The following is a 19,298-nucleotide window of genomic DNA, read 5'->3' on the forward strand; positions in this document are numbered from 1 at the left end:
TGCCGTACAATTATAAATAACCACCGTTATCCGAACAAAAATTAACTGTATACTTCAAATGCAGGGATTTATTGTTATCGATCATATTAGGAATATCGGTATAAGCAATTAATATGAAGCGTAGTTTATGAAGAAATTTTTTACTGTTCATTTTCTTATAAATGTTAATTTGACAGTTAAATTGATATGCATTTTACTGTTAACTACACTTAAAATTAATGCAGCCGATAAGGAGCCTATTGAATATTTGAGCATTGAAAACGGTCTGTCAAACAATTCGGTAACCGCCATTTTTCAGGATCATTATGGGTTTATGTGGTTTGGCACCTATGATGGACTGAATAGGTATGATGGTTACAGCTTTAAAGTATTTAAAAATCACTGGGGGAATGAAGGTTCACTGATCAATAACCATATTATTTGCATTGCCGAAGATCATGAGAACAGGGTGTGGATCGGTACCGAAAAAGGGATGGTTTACTATAATTATTCCGATTCTAAAATATATCCGGTGTATTATCATCCTTTAAATAATGGTAAAGTAAAAAAAGCTATTTCGCGGATAAACAGCCTGGTTACCGATGCGGTGGGCAACTTATATGCGGCCACAGAAGAAAATGGCTTATTGATATGTAAAAAGGGTACTGACGTTTGCGAGCAGGTTATTAACCTTAATAACACTAAAGCCTATAATATCCAAAAACTGTTGGTTGATAAAAAAGACCGGTTATGGATATTTATTAACGGCGTAGGGCTATGTCAATTCAACGCCGGCTTAAACAAAATGGTGGTGGTTAATACGCAATTAAAAAATGTAAATTGTATTACCCCCGATGCCCGGAATGCCTTTTTATGGATGGGAAACGAAGGCGGGCTTTATAAATATAATATCGCCCAAAACCAGATCATTAATTTAAATCTTTCGGGATACAAGCTGACCAACAACAACATTATGCATTTGTACCTGGATAAACAGGAACGTGTTTGGATAGCAACCGATGGCGGCGGTGTAAATATTATTGATCCCTCTACACAGAAAGTAAGCTATATACTGCCCGGCGAACAAAAAGGCGCGCTAAGCAGTGGTGCAGTATATGATATTTATGAGGATAGCGATGCGCGTAAATGGATAGCCACCCTGCGTGGCGGTTTAAATATTATTGATTATAAAAATCATCAGTTTACATCTATCACGCACGATCCGCAGAATAAAAACAGTCTGGTTAATAACTTCACCCGCTCTTTTTGCGAAGATGTCGATAAGAATATCTGGATAGGCACATCAGGCGGTGGTTTAAGCTATTGGAACCCAAGGTTAAATTCCTATACCAATTATATCCATAACGAAGCCGACCCCAATTCGCTAAGCAGCGATTTTGTAATGAGCATTGTTAACGATCATCAAAACAAAATTTGGATAGCTACTTTTAACGGGGGCATCAATTTGTTCAACAAAAACAATCACACCTTCAAACACTATACCTGTTTTAATACCTACACCAAAGTTGAAGACCGGAACGCGTGGCGTTTGTTCGAGGATAGCAAGTTTAATCTGTGGGCCTCTGCTACGCGCGGGGGCGCTCTGTACCTGTATAACCGCGAAAAAGACAAATTTGAACTGTTTGATCACCGCCTGGTTAATATTAATTGCTTTTTGGAAGATAAAAACGGGGCATTATGGGCAGGCACCAATAGCGAACTGGTTAAAATAGATATAAAAGACAAACGGCACCAGGTAACAAATATCAACTCGGCTGTTTATGCCATACATGAAGATAAGAAAGGTAATTTTTGGATAGGGACAGATGGCGGGGGATTGTTGTTGTTTAATCGCGCCAATCGGTCAACTGTACGCTACACCGAAACCAATGGCTTAGCCGATAATGCGGTGATTAATATATTGGAAGATAATAGCGGTTTTTTGTGGTTAAGCACCTACAATGGGATATCAAGGTTTAACCCTGCTGCAAAAACTTTTAAAAACTATTATGCCAGCGATGGTTTGCAAAGCAACCAATTTAATTATAATGCAGCCCTAAAGCTACGCTCGGGCGAGTTTTTGTTTGGTGGTATTAAAGGGTTTAACCGGTTTAATCCAGATAGTGTAAAAACAAGCGTAAGCGCCCCTAAAGTATTCCTAACCGGCTTTCGGGTTAATAATGTGCCCATTGAACAGGACGCGCGCTACAAGGATAAGGGGGCCATTAACCTGCAGAACATTACCATACCTTATGATAAGGCAGTTATTTCCATTGATTTTGTAGCGATTGAATATTCCTTTCCCGATAAAATATTATATGCCTATTACCTTGAAGGATGGGACCACGTATGGAATAATTCGGGTAAGGTAAAAGTTGCCAATTACTCGCGCCTTAACGAGGGGAACTACATATTGCGCATTAAGTCAACCAATTCAGACGGGGTATGGAGCAATGACCAGCGTATAGTTTATATTACCGTTTTACCCCCCTGGTACCGTACCTGGTGGGCGTGGTGCATTTATATTGGCCTGGCAGTAGCGTTAGTTTATTATTATTTACTGTATAAAGCCAGGCAAACCAAACTACAGCACGAAATTGAAATAGCGTATATAAAAGCGGATAAAGAAAAAGAGCTGAATGAACGGAAACTATCGTTTTTTACCAATATTTCGCACGAGTTCCGCACACCGCTTACGCTGATTATTAACCCCATAAAGGATATGTTGAACAGCAGCAGCAAAAACAATGCTGTTGATAACGATCTGAATATTGTTTACCGTAATGCTCGGCGCTTGCTAAGTTTAGTAGACCAACTATTGTTATTCAGAAAAACTGAAAGCGAGAACGACAGGCTAAAGATCGTAAAGCTAAACTTTGCACATTTGTGCCACGAAGTTTACTTATGCTTTACCCATCAGGCCAAGATCAAAAATATTGATTATGTGTTTGAATGCGATACCGACAATATTGAACTCTATGCAGATCGCGAAAAGATAGAGATAGCCTTGTTTAACCTGGTATCGAATGCGCTGAAGTTTACCCCGGATGGCGGCTGTGTAAGTTTAATTATAGTTGAACAAGAGGATGAAATAACCGTTTCTGTAACAGATACAGGGTGTGGTATCCCGGAAAATATTGGTGACCGCTTATTCGAGAAATTTTATAAGGTACAGAATGGGGCAGCAGTGAAAACCGGGTTTGGTATAGGCCTGTATCTGGTAAAAAACTTTATTAATAGCCATAACGGAGAGATTGCCTATCAAAGTACAGCCAGCGGTACTACGTTTTTAATTCAGTTAAAAAAGGGGAAAGCGCATTTTAGCAATAACCTCATCTTCGAGGATATTAGCGACGGCTCTATTTACCTTGAAGAACTAATAGAAGAACTGCCCGAAAAATCTACGGCTGGCAACAATGAACCAATATCGCTTGATATGATGATATCTGATCAGCAGAGTATGCTGATTATTGACGATAATGAAGAAATACGAGAGTATATTAAACGTATTTTTAAAATTCATTACAAGCTTTATGAAGCATCCAATGGCGAAGACGGGTTTAAACTGATCAAGGATTTTTTGCCTGATATAGTGATCTGCGATGTGATGATGCAGGCAATGAGCGGTATTGAACTTTGTAGGCTGATAAAGGATGATCTTTCGCTAAACCATATCCCGGTTATTTTACTCACAGCACAATTAACACCCGAAATAAAACTACAGGGTATTGAAGTAGGTGCGTACGATTGTATCAGTAAACCTTTTGAAAAAGAATTGCTGATGGCGCGTATCGGCGCTATTCTAAAAAACCGGAGCAACCTGCAAAAGTATTTTTATAACGAGGTTACCCTGCAATCTAATAACCTTAAAATATCCGAAGAGTATAAGGATTTCCTGAACAAGTGCATAGCCGTGGTAGAGGATTACCTGAACGATGCCGATTTTAACATCAAAACTCTGGCTTCTGAATTGGGCATGAGCCACTCTAACCTCTATAAAAAAGTAAAATCCATTTCAGGTCAATCGGTTAATGGTTTTGTACGGTTTATCCGTTTGCGCAAAGCTGCCGAATTACTGATCAATACCAATTGTAATGTAAATGAAGCAGCCTACCGGGTAGGGCTTAATGATATTAAATACTTTAGAGAACAGTTCCATAAAATTTTTGGTATGAACCCATCGGAATTTATTAAAAAACACCGTGTCGCCTTTCACAAACATTACCTTTTAGATAACCAGGTTAATAAAGATTAATTTCCACTGGTATTTTTTTGTTTAGTACCTGGCGTTAACAAACGCTGCAGCCAAAAATATTTTTGAATAATATCCCTAAAAATCAATCGCCTCTCATAAACGACTATTTTTAGTGTTTTGGCTCATTTACCCCCCTTCATATTATGATTTTGCCCCCTCCGGGCAAATAACAATTGCACGTAATTAGCATTACCAATTACACCATTTTATAAACCAAATTAATAAGTGAACATGAACTGCAATCCTGTTATCAAGATTTCGGCGCGGAATATTTCTACAATTCCCGATGGCTAACATCCTGAAATGTTTAAACCTGCCAATTTAAAATCTAACCATACAAACTATTAAACCATAAAAAATGAAAAAAACATTTACTGAAAAAATTAATTACCGGCTAAGTACAGTGTTATTATGTTTGCTTTTAGCAATCGTTATTAATACCGCCTCGGCACAAAACGATGTTACGATAAGAGGGCACGTAACAGATAGCAAAGGCCTGCAGCTACCAGGCGTAAGTGTAAAATTAATAGGTACAGCCCAGGGCACAGTAACAGATGTTACCGGTTCATATAAAATAACGGCTTCCAAAACCAGCCGCTTGCAATTCTCTTTTATTGGCTATGTCACTAAAACTGAAGAGGTAGGCAACCGTGCACAAATTGATGTGGTGCTTGCTGATGATGTTAGCAAGGCATTAAACGAGGTAGTGGTAGTAGGTTATGGTACCCAAAAAAGATCGGACATTACCGGGTCGGTAACTACTGTGCCCAAGGCCCGTTTGGAGCAATTACCGGTTACCAACGTTATGCAGGCGGTGGAAGGCGCTGTTGCAGGTATTACCGTAAGTACCACCTCAATGGTTCCGGGCCGCCAACCGAGTGTTACGGTGCGTGGTCAAAACTCCATAACCGCTGGTACACAAGGTCCGTTCATTGTTGTGGATGGTATCCCGCTTACCAAAAGCGGCGGTTCGTTAAACGATATTAATCCGCAGGATATTGCTTCTATGGAAATATTAAAGGATGCATCGGCTACTGCTATTTATGGCGCTAATGGTTCGCAGGGCGTTATCCTCATTACCACCAAACGTGGCACATCAGGTAAGCCGGTTATCCGTTATAGCGGTTATGCAGGTTACGAAAATATCTCGCACCTGTTAACCCCGCGCGACCCTGCCTCTTTTACTCAGAAATTCCTGGATTACGAATCTCAGAATAAACTTACCCAACAATTTCCTGAGCCGGTTTACAACAACGGCGAACGGGCCAACTATGCTGCCGGCCGCACAGTAGATTGGGTTAAGGAAACTACTCAGCAAGGTTTTCAACAGGATCATAACCTTAGTATATCTGGCGGCAGCCCCGACGTTAAATATTTTATTTCCGGCGATTACCTGAAAGAAAAAGGGGTGGTAAAAGGTTATCAATATAATCGTGCCAGTTTTCGCTCTAATCTTGACATCAATGTCACTAGCTTTTTAACCATGGGTGCAAACGTGTATTTTGCTAATAATAATTATGATGGCGGCCGTGCCAATTTGCTTTATGCAACTGCCATGAGCCCGTATGGCTCGGTATACAACCCTGATGGTACCTATATGATCTATCCGCAATTGGCGGAACAACTATATACCAACCCGTTGCTGGGCTTAACTACCGACCAGGTTAACCGCAGTGTTAACGTAAGCGGCAATGGCTATGCGCAGATAAAATTTGGCGGCGCGCTGCAGGGCTTAAGCTACCGTTTAAACGCTGGTTACACCTACCTGCCAACACGTATAGACAGCTATAGCGGACGTTTAGCCAATACGCCACTGGGCGCAGCTACAGCTACAGCATCCGAAACTAATAGTTATACGCTTGATAACTTATTATACTACGATAGGGAATTTGGTAAACACCATATCTCTTTCACAGGTTTATATAGTGCAATGCAACGCCGTTACTTTATTTCAGGCTTCCAGGGAACGGGGTATATTAACGATGCGCTCTCTTTTAATGATATAGGGGTAGGTTCAACCATATCCGGGTTACCTGAATTTTCAGGTAACGGAACCTATTCCGATCGTTATGCGCTCGAATCGCAAATGGCCCGTCTTAATTATACTTACAACAGCAAATACTTATTAACGCTGACAGTTCGTCGCGATGGTTCATCAGTTTTTGGCGGAAACACGGACAAACACGGCTGGTTCCCATCTGTAGCCTTAGGCTGGAACATCAGCAACGAGGATTTCATGAAAAACCTGAAAGCCATGAATACGCTTAAATTAAGGGCATCATATGGCCGTACAGGTAATGAAGCCATTGGTGTATATAGTACTATTACCAGTGATGGTACCGTGAGGTTCCCTTTTAATGGCACCAGTAATGTGGGTGTGCAGGCCAGTAACCTGGGCAACGGCAACCTGCATTGGGAAACAACTACCCAGGCCAACATCGCCGCAGATTTCGGCTTATTCAACAGCCGCATCAATGGTACTTTAGAGTATTATGATTCACGTACATCGGGCTTATTACTTAGCCGTACTTTGCCTGCTATTACCGGTTACGGAAAAATTACAGACAATATTGGCAAGGTTGCCAATAAAGGTGTTGAATTAACATTAAACACCAGGAACGTTGATGGCCGGGCATTTAAGTGGGAAAGCACCGTTGTATTTGCCGTTAATAAAAACAAGCTCATAGATCTGTATGGCGATGGTAAGGACGATGTCGCTAATGGGTGGTTTATAGGTCAGCCTATCAAGGTAATTTATGATTACAAAATGCAAGGCGTTTGGCAAACAGGCGAAGATGCTTCCAAACAGGACCCGGGAGCTAAACCAGGCGACTTAAAATTTGCAGATACCAACGGCGACGGCAAGATCACCGCAGATGATAGAGTAATTCAGGGTCAGCGTAGTCCTAAATGGACAGGCGGTTTAACCAACACCTTTCATTACAAAAACTTAAGCCTGAATGTGTTTATCCAAACCGCGCAAGGCATTTTAAAGAATGATGCCGACTTCAATTATGCCGACGAATCGGGCAGAAGAAATACGCCGGCTGCTATTGGTTACTGGACACCAACAAATGGGAGCCAGGAGTTCCAGGCATTATCATACACCAACCCCCGCGGTTATGGATATCCGCGTGATGCCAGTTATACACGTATCAAAGACGTAACCCTGAGCTATGTTTTCCCTGCACATATGTTGGAAAAAGCTAAGATTGCTGGTTTAACGCTGTATTTGAGTGGACGCAACCTGCACACATTTACTAAATGGATTGGCTGGGATCCGGAAGATGATTATTCAACCCGTGGTTCAGGAGATTTTGTGAACAACTATCCACAAACACGCACAATTGTTCTTGGCGCTAATATTTCTTTAAAATAAAAGACAACGTAACAACATGAAAAAGTATTCAATTATATTAGTTTCCATATCGGTGTTAATTACAGCGCTCACATCCTGTAAAAAAACTTTTCTCGACGAAAAGCCATACTCTGCGTATACACCGGTAACCCTTACCGACTCATTGGGCTTGGAAGCCTCGGCAATAGGGCTGTACAACCTTCAAACAGGTATTTTAACCTATTCAAACAACCAGGGCTGGCCAAGTGTATGGCAGGTAGGTACCGACGTAGCTAATGCCACAGCCCAGCAGGAAGGGATTGAAATTCCCTATTACAACTATGCTACATTAACCTCAACCGATAACGCGGCTAAATATATATGGGGTAAATACTACGCGCTAATTAATAATGCTAATATTATTCTTGACGCAGCAGAGTCGCCAACTGTTAAAATAGGCGCTGTTGGTAAAGCACAGGTAACTGCTGAAGCAAGATATTTTCGCGCATACGCTTATAATAACCTGGCCACACTGTTTGGTGGCGTACCATTAATTACCCATGCTTTAACCGGGCCCAAAACCGATTTTGTGCGTGCATCGCTTGATGATATTAACGCCTTAATAGTAAGCGACCTTACTTATGCCAGCACAAACCTTGCCGATGTAGGGACCGTAGGGGCAAAATTAAATGCGCAGGGCAAGCCTGCCGGCAGGGCCAATAAATACATGGCTATGCAATTACTGGCCGAGGCATATTTACGTATGGGTAAAAATGACCTGGCCGAGACCCAGGCCCAGGCGGTTATCAGTAGCGGTAAATTTAGCCTGGTTAAAAGTCGTTTCGGTGTAAGAGCTGGTGGCGCTGGCGATTATTATTCGGATATGTTTGTGTATGGTAATGAAAGACGTGCACAAGGCAACAGCGAATCGATATGGGTGCTTGAACAGGAAAATCCAGCATTAGTAGTTGGCGGTAATATTGATAATGCCCAGCAACGACGCATATGGGGCGCTGCATATTATCAAATTCCCGGTATGTTGCCATGCGACTCGTTAGGTGGCCGTGGTATTGCCCGTTTACGTTTAAGCAATTGGGTAATTTATGGTTTGTATCCTGCCGGGGATATTCGGAATTCACAATACAGTATAAAACGTCGTTATTACTATAACGATCCAGCTTCTGCCAACTACGGTAAACCAGTGCCGTATACAGGTGCCGATACTTTGTTTAGAATATGCCCAAGCACAACCAAATGGGGGGCTTTTGATCCTAACGATACTTTTGGTTTTGCCATGATCAAGGATTTTATGATGATGCGTTTAGGGGAAACTTACCTGTTATTAGCCGAAGCACAAGTAAAACAAGGCAAAACAGGGCCTGCAGCTATTACTATAAATGTATTGCGTACACGTGCAAACGCTCCACAGGTTACGGCAGCACAAATGACGCTTGATTTTATTTTAGATGAGCGTGCCCGCGAGTTAATTGGTGAAGAAAACCGCCGAATGACGTTGATGCGCACAGGTACGCTGGTAGATCGTGCTACACGTTTAAATTCAAACGACGCCGTACACCCGACAGTTGGTTTAACCAGTAAAAACCTGCTATTACCAATTCCGTTAAGTGAAATACAGTTAAACAAAGATGCTGTGCTGACCCAAAACCCAGGTTATTAATTAATAACCTTTTTAAACTAAGCGGTTAACTTCCGCTTAGTTTAATTTAAAATATATTAGGAATGGCTTTTTATTTATCCTTAACCGTATATCGCAAAACTACTTTGCTGCTTGCCGCGCTTATTACCTTAGCGTCATTTAGTTTAAAAGGGCAAATAAGTACAATAAGTACCAATGGCTGGGCTAACAACTCGGTCAATACCGTTATTTTTCGTAAAAATTCATTAGTAACCTGGCAAAACATTCAGTATGCCGCGTATTACGATCAGGACCAGTATGTAGTATTGGCAAAACGTAAAACAGGTGAAACCACCTGGCAAAACCAGCGTACACCTTACAAAGGCGACGCTACCGACGCCCATAAATCAATCAGTATTATAATTGATGGGGACGGTTATCTGCATGTGACCTGGGGGCAACATAACAATCCGCTTAATTATGCGGTAAGTACTAAGCCCGGTTCGCTACAGTTAGGGGAAAAGCAGGGAATGACGGGCAATAAGGAAAATAAAGTAAGCTATCCTGAATTTTATAAGCTGCCTGCCGGTGATATATTGTTTTTGTACCGGGATGGTGCATCGGGCAATGGTAACCTGATGCTTAACCGCTATGTATTAACTCAAAAAAAATGGATAAGGGTACAGGATGGCATGATAGATGGCGAAGGTCAGCGTAATGCCTACTGGCAAATGTCGATAGATATTAAGGGGATTATCCACCTTTCGTGGGTATGGCGCGAAAGCCCTGATGTGGCCAGCAATCACGATATGTGCTACGCACGATCGGTCGATGGCGGCGTAACCTGGCAAAAGTCAAACGGCGAAAAGTATACGCTGCCCATAAACGCCGCCAATGCAGAATATGCCTGTAAAATACCTCATCAAAGTGAATTAATTAATCAAACATCCATGTTTGCCGATGCTGCCGGTCACCCTTTTATAGCCACTTACTGGCGTGAGGCCGGGCAAACAGTACCACAATATCATTTAATTTACCACGATGGCAAGGCCTGGCGGGTAAATAATCTGGGTTTCCGTAAAACGCCGTTCACTTTAAGCGGAGCTGGCACCAAAAGTATCCCGGTATCGCGGCCGCAAATTATTGCCTGGAAGAACGGAGCCCGGCAAGCTGTTGCTTTTATTTTCAGGGACGCGGAGCGCGGGAATAAAATATCTATAGCTGTAACCAATAATGTGCTTAAAGGCGCCTGGCAGTTATCCGATATCTCCAATAACCCGGTAGGAGCGTGGGAGCCTACCTATGATACCGAACTGTGGAAGAATAAAGGTGTACTTGACCTTTTTGTACAGCCCGTAATTCAAATTGACGGCGAGGGGAAAGGCAATGTAAAGCCACAACCCGTAACCGTACTGGAATGGAAGACACAGGCAATTATAAAATCTAAAAAAATCAAATAAGCATGCGATATAGAGCTTTACTATCTTTTAATTTAATTGTTTGTGTTTTACTGATAAATGTTGCGGCCATAGCCCAGCATAAAAATACTTTTGTACTTAATAAAAATTTATTACACATAATCGATCGTAACTTTTACGATGCCGCTAATCAATATAAAGTATTATTAAAAAGGCTGCCACCCGCCGAGTTTCCTAAAACCTATCAGCCTGCTACAGATAAAGCCGAAAATAGTAGCTCAGGGTGGTGGTGTAGTGGTTTTTACCCCGGCACATTGCTGATGCTGTATCAGCAAACACATGACCGGGCTTTACTAAACGAGGCTAACCGCATATTGGAGGTACTTAAAAAGGAGCAATACAATAAAACAACGCACGATTTGGGCTTTATGATGTACTGTAGCTTTGGTAATGCCGAAAAGATAGCACCCAAACCCGAATACAAACAAATATTGCTCAACAGCGCCCGGTCATTATCCAGCCGGTTCGATCCTAAGGTAGGTTGTATTAAATCGTGGGATTCGGCTAAGCCTGAGTATATCGTGATCATTGATAATATGATGAATCTGGAACTGCTTTTTTGGGCCACCCGGGTAACCGGCGATTCCAGCTATGCCAAAATAGCCATTATACATGCTAACACTACGATGAAGAACCACTTCAGGCCCGATTATAGTTCGTATCACGTAGTGGTTTATAACCCGAAAACGGGGGGCGTGCAGAAGAAAAAGACCGCGCAAGGCTATGCCGACGAATCGGCTTGGGTACGCGGACAAGCCTGGGGCTTATACGGCTATACGCTGATGTACCGCGAAACAAAAAACAAAAAGTATCTTGACCAGGCTAACCACATCGCCAATTTTATATTACGCCACCCCAACCTGCCAGCTGATAAAATACCTTATTGGGATTTTAACGCGCCAAATATACCAAACGCTCTGCGCGATGCTTCGGCAGGGGCTATAATAGCATCGGCCTTGCTTGAGTTATGCCGCTATGCCGATAAGGTTAATGCGGAGTTTTATTTTAAAACGGCACAAACTATTATCACCAGTCTTTCCGGCCCCCATTACAAAGCTGTTCCGGGTACCAACGGTGGGTTTATATTGCAGCATAGTGTAGGTAATATCCCGCAAAAAACTGAAATTGATGTGCCGTTAACTTATGCCGATTACTACTTTGTAGAAGCCATGACGCGGTATAAAAATTTAAGTAAATAAGATAAGTAGATAACGATGAGAAGATTATTGCCGCTATTACTCTGCCTGCCGTTTATTACCCATGCGCAGGATAAATTAATTAATGGTGCAACTGACCGGAAGCTATGGATTGGCTATATGGATAAAATAGCCCGGCCCGTAATGTCCAATCTGGCCGAGGACAAACTGAAACAAAATATGCCGGTCAGCCTGTCCGATCGTATCGATAATAAAGAAAGCCGTAGTAAAGTAACCTACCTGGAAGCTTACGCGCGTACACTAAGCGGTATAGCGCCCTGGCTTAATTTGGAGGGTGGGGATGAGGCCGAAGTAAAGTTGCGTAATCAATACCGCGCATGGGCACTTAAAGCCACAGCTAACGCAGTAAACCCGCAGGCTAAAGATTATATGCAATGGAATGGCGGGCAGCCGTTGGTTGATGCATCGTACGTGGCGCTTGCTTTGATCAGGTGCCCCTGGTTATGGGAACACCTGGATAGCCACGTAAAACAACAGGTAGTTGATGCATTGAAAATTACACGTAATACCGTACCCGTTTATACCAACTGGATATTGTTTACAGGGATGATAGAAGCTTTCTTTTGTAAATACGATTTGGGTGATGACCCCGTACGCACGGAATACGCTGTCCGCGAATTTACCCAGCATTGGTATGTGGGCGATGGCATGTATTCAGACGGGATGCAGTTTCATGTTGATTATTATAACAGCATTGTGATCCACCCCAATTTGAGCGTGATATTACAAGTGCAAGCTGAAAAGAAGAAAACCTACCCGCGCGAATCAGAGCGGGAACTGGCCGCAGGCCAGCGTTATGCCGAGATACTGGAACGCCTGATCAATACCGATGGCAGTTACCCCGCCAGCGGCCGCTCTATTGTTTACCGTGCGGGTTCCTTTCATCATTTAGCCAATCTGGCTTATACCAAGCATTTGCCTGCATCGTTACCGCCGGCCCAGATCCGCTGTGCGCTAACCGCCCTTATCAAAAAAACGCTGGAATCGCCCGCTACATTTACGGCCGATGGCTGGCTTAACATAGGTTTATATGGCAAGCAACCCGGCCTGGCCGATTTTTATACCACCACCGGCAGCCTTTACATATGCTCGAATATATTTTTGCCGCTTGGTTTACCTGCCGGTGATGAATTTTGGAACGCCCAGCCACTGCCATGGACATCTGTTAAAATATGGCGCGGCGAAGATGTAAAGGCCGACCACGCACTTGATATGCGCGCTAACAATTGATATAAAACAACAAAGCCCCCCGACCGTAGTCAGAGGGCTTCTTTTTGATTGGATTCAAAATTTAAGACCGGTAGCTATGAACCTACCAAATCTTAATGCGGTCTTCCGGTTTTTTATATAGTTTGTTACCGGGTTGTATGTTGAAAGCCTTATACCAGGCATCCATATTTGTTATTGGTGCATTGGTGCGGAATTGCTCCGGCGAATGCGGGTCTGTTAAAATACGCTGGCGGGCAGCTTCATCGCGCTGCGAACTACGCCAAACCTGGGCCCAGGATAAAAAGAAACGCTGATCAGGTGTAAAACCGTCAATTTTCTCGTTCGATTGTCCTTCTCTTGTCTTTTTGAACGCTTCATAAGCTACGTTCAGGCCGCCCAGGTCGGCCAGGTTTTCGCCCAGTGTAAGTCTTCCGTTTACATGGGTGGCTGTATCTACAACAGTTAAAGCGTTGTATTGTTCAACCACTTTATTGGCACGGGCTTTAAACTTATCGGCGTCTTCTTTGGTCCACCAATCGCGCAGGGTACCATCGGCATCGTACTGGCGTCCCTGGTCGTCAAAACCATGGGTCATTTCATGACCGATAACGGCACCAATACCGCCATAATTTAAGGCATCATCAGCTTCAAAATCAAAGAAAGGGAATTTTAATATGCCAGCGGGGAATACAATCTCGTTATTCACCGGATTGTAGTAGGCATTCACGGTCGGTGGCGTCATACCCCAGCGGGTTTTATCAATAGGTTTACCTAACTGGCTAACATTATAGTTATAACGCCACATGGATGCGCGTTTCAGGTTACCGAAGTAATCATCACGATTAATGGTTAAGCCATCGTATGTTTGCCATTTATCCGGGTAGGCTATCTTTACCGTAAAAGCATTCAGTTTTTTAAGCGCGCGGACCTTGGTTTCGGCGCTCATCCAATCCAGGTTTTTAATGCGGTCGGCCAAAGCTTCTTTAAGGTTGTTTACCATTTTAACCATGTAAACCTTTGCCTCGGGCGAGAAATATTTCTGCACGTAAAGTTGGCCTAAAAGTTCGCCAACAATACCATCAACCAGGCCTGCCATACGTTCGTTACGTGGCGCTTGTACTTTCTGACCGCTTAGTGCAGCGTTAAAATCAAAACTGGCTTTCACAAATGGCGCGCTTAATGCACCGGCTGAACCTTTTAGCACATTCCATTTTAAATAGGTTTTCCAGTCGTTCACTGGGGTGGCAGCCAAAAGGCTATCCAACGTTTTAAAGAACGGCGGCTGGCCAACCAACAGGCTGTCCTGTCCGCCCATTTTTAATTTGGTGGTAATATCAACCCAGTTAAGATGTGGTGTCATTTTACTGAAACCCGCAATGCTGTATTTATTGTAAGTTTTGTTGGGGTCGCGTTGGTCTACCCGACTCCATTGCGCGGCAGCCAGTTGTTTTTCTATATTGAAAACAATATTGGCCGCAGCATCAGCCTCAGCTTCGGTTGAACCAGTAAGCGTGAATAGTTTTACTATGTAAGTATGGTAAGCATCCTGTATCTTTTTGGTGCGTGCATCATTTTTCAGATAGTAATCACGGTCGGGCAGACTGGTGCCGCCTTGTCCCATTTGGATGATGTTTTGTGAAGGATGTTTTGAATCCTGACCAATCCCAATGCCAAATAACGGGCCCGAAACAGCATTCAATCTATCATAAATGGTCTCATTAATAACCCCATCAAGGGTGTTTATCTGCGATACGCGCTGTAAATCGGTTTTTATAGGATTGTAACCGCGTTTGTCAATAGTTACGCTATCCATCGCACTGGCGTACAGATCGCCTACACGCTGTTTTAAGCTACCTTTTGGCTGACCAGGTTTTGAACTCGCTTCATCTAAAATATTAATGAGCTGTTTGGTGTTATTTTCGGCAATGATGCTGAAGCTGCCCCAGCGCGTGGCTTTGGCAGGAATGGGGTTATCTTTTACCCAGTTGCCATTGGCATATTCAAAAAAGTTATCGCCTGGGGCTACTTTTTCATCAAAATTCTTTTTAACAATGAATTTGCCGGCAATTGATTTTGGCGAATCGTGCTGGGCACTGGCCGTAAATGTGCTTAACGTAGCGACAGCAAAGCATACTGCGCTTACAGTTGTTAAATTTTTTAATTTATTAGTCATTGATTTTAATTAGGAAGGTAAATTTAAGATTTTTCCTTTAATTGTGAAATGCTATGCATGCATTTTATTTACTGATAGGTGCAATAGGATAATATGTGCTATAAAAAGTGATTTTCGCTTATTTATTGACGGGATAATCACAAAAGCCCTCGACCATAGCTGAGGGCTTTTGAATTAATTTAAAACTGGTAACGGGTTACCATATCTTAATACGGTCTTCCGGCTTTTTATATAGCTTGTTTGTCGGTTTAATATCAAACGCGTTGTACCAGGCATCAATATTGGTTAAAGGCAGGTTTCCACGGGCCTGCGCAGGCGAGTGCGGGTCGGTTTGGATGCTGGTTTGTGCAGCTTCCGGCCGTTGTGAACCGCGCCATACCTGTGCCCACGACATAAAGAAGCGCTGATCTGGCGTAAAGCCATCAATTTTAGTATTGCTTTGTCCCTCTTTAGTTTTCTTGAATGCGGTGTAAGCAACGTTTAACCCACCAAGGTCGGCAAGGTTTTCACCTAACGTTAACTTGCCATTTACGTGTACAGTATCTAAAATAGTAAAAGCATCGTATTGCTGTGCTACCTTTTCGGCTTTGGCTTTAAATTTGGCGGCATCTTCCGGTGTCCACCAATCGCGTAAAGCGCCATCATAATCAAACTGGCGACCCTGGTCGTCAAATCCGTGTGTCATTTCGTGACCGATAACGGCACCAATACCACCATAGTTCATGGCATCGTCAGCCTCAAAATCAAAGAAAGGGGCCTGCAAAATACCAGCCGGGAAAGTGATCTCGTTACGATTAGGACTATATGACGCGTTAACTGTAGGAGGGCTCATCCCCATGCGGGTTTTATCAACCGGTTTACCCAGGTGGCCAACATTTTCATTATAACGGTAAAGGGATATCCTGCGCAGGTTACCATAATAATCGTTACGGTTAATGGTTAAGCCATCGTAGTTTTGCCATTTATCAGGATAGGCGATCTTTACCGAGAAAGCAGCCAGCTTTTTAAGCGCACGTTCTTTAGTCTCGGCGCTCATCCAATCTAAACCTTGTATACGTTCGCCCAAAGCAACTTTAAGGTTGTTCACCAGGTTTACCATATAGGTTTTTGCTGCCTGTGGGAAATATTTCTCTACATAAAGCTGGCCCAACAGGTCGGGCAAACTACCGTCAACCAGGTTGGCCATACGTTCGTTACGCGGGGTCTGCACTTGCTGCCCGCTCAAGGTACTGGTATAAGCAAAGGTGGTTTTTACAAATGGCGAGCTTAACGATCCGGCCGCCCCGCGTAATAAATGCCATTTTAAATACACCTGCCAATCGGCAACCGGCACGGTGTTAAGCATCTCGTCCAGGTTTTTAACGGTTTTGGGCTGTGATACCAGCATGCTATCCTGTCCGGTAATTTTTGAGGCAGCCAGTATTTGCCTGAAATTAAAATGCTGATAGTTTTTACTGAACTCATCAATATTCACCTTATTGTAGTTGGCATTAGGGTCGCGCATTTCAACACGGCTTTTTTGCGCCGAAGCCATTTGTTTTTCAATGTTGAAAACAGTTTCAGCATTTTTGGCTGCTTCAGCAGGGCTGGTGCCTACCAATACAAACATATCGGTAATGTATTTTTTGTAAGCAGTTTGTATTTTCAGGCTGCGTGGATCGCTTTTCAGGTAATTATCCCTGTCGGGCAAGCTGGTAGCGCCGGCGCCGAAGTTGGTAATGTAAGTATCAGGGTGTTTGGTATCGGTACCCACACCAACGTTGAATAAACCAACGCTCGCGCCATTCACACGGTCGAAAGTTACCTCATTAATAATACCATCAACTGTTTTTATCTGGCCAATGCGTTCTAAATCCCTGGCGATAGGAGCGTAGCCGCGTTTTTCAATGGTAAGACTATCCATAGCACTGTAGTATAGGTCGCCCACGCGTTGTTTGGCGCTGCCGGGTTTTTGTCCGGGTTTACCAGCATCAACTAATATGCTTTGTACTTTTTTGTTGTTCTCGTCGCGCAGGATATTGAATGTACCCCAGCGGGTTTCCTTGGCGGGGATAGGGTTTTCTTTTATCCAGTTACCATTGGCATATTCGTAAAAGTCGTTACCTGGGGCAACGGTTTTATCCATGTTTTTTTCAACGATATATTTTCCAGCTATAGACTTTGGCGAATCGTGCTGTGCCTGCGCCTGGAAAGCCATGAAGATACCTGCCGAAAAGCATACAGCCCCGGCAGTTGTTAATTGACTAAATTTAATACTCATGAGAATTTGTTAGAAAGGTAAAACTAACAGTTTCACCGGTTTACTGCAAGTAATATAGGCTTACATGCAGTGTATTATTTGTGTTATAATATAGTAAAATGGTAGAGTATGCAGGCCGCAGTATATCACAAAAAAAGCCTGCCTGATAAAATCAGACAGGCTTTTTTTGTTGTGGTTGATTAATCTCTAATCAACCAATCTCTAATTACTGATTACAGGTGTATCACTTCGCCGTAAGCATCAGCGGCTGCTTCCATCAGTGCCTCGCTCATGGTAGGGTGTGGATGAATGGTTTTAATGATCTCGTGACCGGTAGTTTCCAGCTTACGTGCGGCAACTACTTCGGCAATCATTTCGGTAACGTTATGGCCCAGCATATGCGCGCCTAAAAACTCGCCATACTTCGCATCAAAAATCACTTTAACAAAACCGTCTTTAGCACCTGCGGCACTGGCTTTGCCCGATGCCGAGAATGGGAACTTACCTACCTTAATTTCATAACCTGCTTCCTTAGCCGCTTTTTCGGTATAACCTACCGATGCAACTTCAGGGGCGCAATAAGTACAGCCAGGGATGTTATTATAATTAATAGGCTCGGGATTTAAACCCGCAATCTTTTCTACACAGGTAATACCTTCGGCCGAAGCTACGTGGGCCAGTGCCTGACCTTTAACAATATCGCCAATGGCATAAACACCTTCAACGTTGGTTTTGTAATAATCATCAACCAGTACCTTGCCTTTATCGGTTTTTACGCCGGTTTCTTCCAAACCAATACCTTCAATATTGGTAGAGATACCAATGGCTGATAATACAACTTCAGCTTCCAGCACTTCAACACCGGTAGCAGTTTTTACATTCACTTTGCAAAGCTCGCCGCTCGAATCAACCGATTCAACGGTAGAGCCAGTCATGATGTTGATACCTTGTTTCTTTAAGATGCGTGCCAGTTGTTTCGAGATCTCCTCGTCCTCCAGCGGAACGATGTTATCTAAAAATTCAACTACGGTAACCTTGGTGCCAATAGCATTATAAAAATAAGCAAACTCGATACCGATTGCGCCCGAGCCAACTACCACCATTGATTTTGGCTGTTTTGGCAACACCATAGCCTGGCGGTAGCCAATTACTTTTTTGCCATCCTGTTTCAGGTTTGGCAATTCGCGGCTGCGGCCGCCTGTAGCTAATATAATATGTTTAGCGGTATAAGTTTTGGCGCCACTATCGTTGCTTACTTCAACCTGGCCTTTGCCCTTCAACTTGCCGGTACCTACTATTACATCAATTTTATTCTTCTTCATCAGGAACTGAACACCTTTGCTCATGCCATCAGCTACACCGCGGCTGCGTTTTACTACGGCTTCAAAATCCACTTCGCCACCGGCTACTTTAATACCGTAATCGGCCGCGTGGTTAAGGTATTCAAATACCTGGGCGCTTTTTAACAGCGCTTTGGTTGGGATACAGCCCCAATTAAGGCAAATACCGCCAAGGGACTCTCTTTCAACTACTGCGGTTTTTAAACCCAGCTGGGATGCGCGGATTGCAGCTACATAGCCGCCCGGGCCCGACCCTATAACAATTACATCGTAATCCATAGTATGATTAAATAATGCTTTTTTGAATTTGAGCCAAAGCTAAACAAAAACCACGGAATGAAAAATATTGTGGTTGTTAGATTATGTATATTACAAACTGACTACACATATAGAAAAGGTATCTGCGATAAACTATGAAAGAATATCATAGCACTT

The 19,298-nt window shown here is 43.1% G+C and carries 9 protein-coding genes; 6 read left to right on the top strand and 3 right to left on the bottom strand.

Going from position 1 to position 19,298, the window contains the following annotated elements:
* Positions 1 to 127: 127 nt before the first annotated feature.
* The 6 genes from IRJ18_RS05315 to IRJ18_RS05340 all read left to right on the top strand — a co-directional run bounded on the left by IRJ18_RS05315 (position 128) and on the right by IRJ18_RS05340 (position 13,132).
* Entirely contained in the window at positions 128 to 4,234 is a 4,107-nt protein-coding gene (locus IRJ18_RS05315) for a two-component regulator propeller domain-containing protein (RefSeq protein WP_194105159.1), read from the top strand.
* Between the two features lie 358 nt (positions 4,235 to 4,592).
* Entirely contained in the window at positions 4,593 to 7,613 is a 3,021-nt protein-coding gene (locus IRJ18_RS05320; protein ID WP_194105160.1) for a SusC/RagA family TonB-linked outer membrane protein, read from the top strand.
* A 16-nt stretch (positions 7,614 to 7,629) separates the two neighbouring features.
* Positions 7,630 to 9,249 (top strand): RagB/SusD family nutrient uptake outer membrane protein, encoded by a 1,620-nt coding sequence (locus tag IRJ18_RS05325; protein WP_194105161.1) that lies wholly within the window; start codon positions 7,630 to 7,632, stop codon positions 9,247 to 9,249.
* Positions 9,250 to 9,311: 62 nt separating this feature from the next.
* On the top strand, positions 9,312 to 10,667 hold the full coding sequence (locus tag IRJ18_RS05330) for a BNR repeat-containing protein (RefSeq protein WP_194105162.1): 1,356 nt from the start codon (positions 9,312 to 9,314) through the stop codon (positions 10,665 to 10,667).
* Positions 10,668 to 10,669: 2 nt separating this feature from the next.
* Positions 10,670 to 11,884, top strand: coding sequence for a glycoside hydrolase family 88 protein (locus tag IRJ18_RS05335; RefSeq protein ID WP_194105163.1), 1,215 nt, complete (start codon positions 10,670 to 10,672; stop codon positions 11,882 to 11,884).
* 15 nt (positions 11,885 to 11,899) lie between these two features.
* Entirely contained in the window at positions 11,900 to 13,132 is a 1,233-nt protein-coding gene (locus IRJ18_RS05340) for a DUF2264 domain-containing protein (protein WP_194105164.1), read from the top strand.
* An 82-nt stretch (positions 13,133 to 13,214) separates the two neighbouring features.
* On the opposite strand, the gene IRJ18_RS05345 is transcribed toward IRJ18_RS05340, so the two are convergent.
* The 3 genes from IRJ18_RS05345 to lpdA all read right to left on the bottom strand — a co-directional run bounded on the left by IRJ18_RS05345 (position 13,215) and on the right by lpdA (position 19,142).
* Positions 13,215 to 15,284: a M13 family metallopeptidase gene (locus IRJ18_RS05345; RefSeq protein WP_194105165.1), complete on the bottom strand. Its 2,070-nt coding sequence runs from the start codon at positions 15,282 to 15,284 to the stop codon at positions 13,215 to 13,217.
* Between the two features lie 196 nt (positions 15,285 to 15,480).
* Positions 15,481 to 17,544, bottom strand: a complete 2,064-nt coding sequence (locus IRJ18_RS05350; RefSeq protein ID WP_228072569.1) for a M13 family metallopeptidase — start codon at positions 17,542 to 17,544, stop codon at positions 15,481 to 15,483.
* 212 nt (positions 17,545 to 17,756) lie between these two features.
* Positions 17,757 to 19,142: a dihydrolipoyl dehydrogenase gene (lpdA, locus tag IRJ18_RS05355; protein ID WP_194105166.1), complete on the bottom strand. Its 1,386-nt coding sequence runs from the start codon at positions 19,140 to 19,142 to the stop codon at positions 17,757 to 17,759.
* Positions 19,143 to 19,298 lie beyond the last annotated feature (156 nt).

This window comes from Mucilaginibacter boryungensis, assembly GCF_015221995.1.
Classification (GTDB): Bacteria; Bacteroidota; Bacteroidia; order Sphingobacteriales; family Sphingobacteriaceae; genus Mucilaginibacter; species Mucilaginibacter boryungensis.

What these genes read in the sequence shown, in the direction of transcription:
- IRJ18_RS05335 (WP_194105163.1), top strand. Translation starts at nt 10,670, where the DNA reads ATGCGATATAGAGCTTTACTATCTTTTAATTTAATTGTTTGTGTTTTA.
- IRJ18_RS05320 (WP_194105160.1), top strand. Translation starts at nt 4,593, where the DNA reads ATGAAAAAAACATTTACTGAAAAAATTAATTACCGGCTAAGTACAGTG.
- IRJ18_RS05345 (WP_194105165.1), bottom strand. Translation starts at nt 15,284, where the DNA reads ATGACTAATAAATTAAAAAATTTAACAACTGTAAGCGCAGTATGCTTT.
- IRJ18_RS05315 (WP_194105159.1), top strand. Translation starts at nt 128, where the DNA reads ATGAAGAAATTTTTTACTGTTCATTTTCTTATAAATGTTAATTTGACA.
- lpdA (WP_194105166.1), bottom strand. Translation starts at nt 19,142, where the DNA reads ATGGATTACGATGTAATTGTTATAGGGTCGGGCCCGGGCGGCTATGTA.
- IRJ18_RS05350 (WP_228072569.1), bottom strand. Translation starts at nt 17,544, where the DNA reads ATGAGTATTAAATTTAGTCAATTAACAACTGCCGGGGCTGTATGCTTT.
- IRJ18_RS05325 (WP_194105161.1), top strand. Translation starts at nt 7,630, where the DNA reads ATGAAAAAGTATTCAATTATATTAGTTTCCATATCGGTGTTAATTACA.
- IRJ18_RS05340 (WP_194105164.1), top strand. Translation starts at nt 11,900, where the DNA reads ATGAGAAGATTATTGCCGCTATTACTCTGCCTGCCGTTTATTACCCAT.
- IRJ18_RS05330 (WP_194105162.1), top strand. Translation starts at nt 9,312, where the DNA reads ATGGCTTTTTATTTATCCTTAACCGTATATCGCAAAACTACTTTGCTG.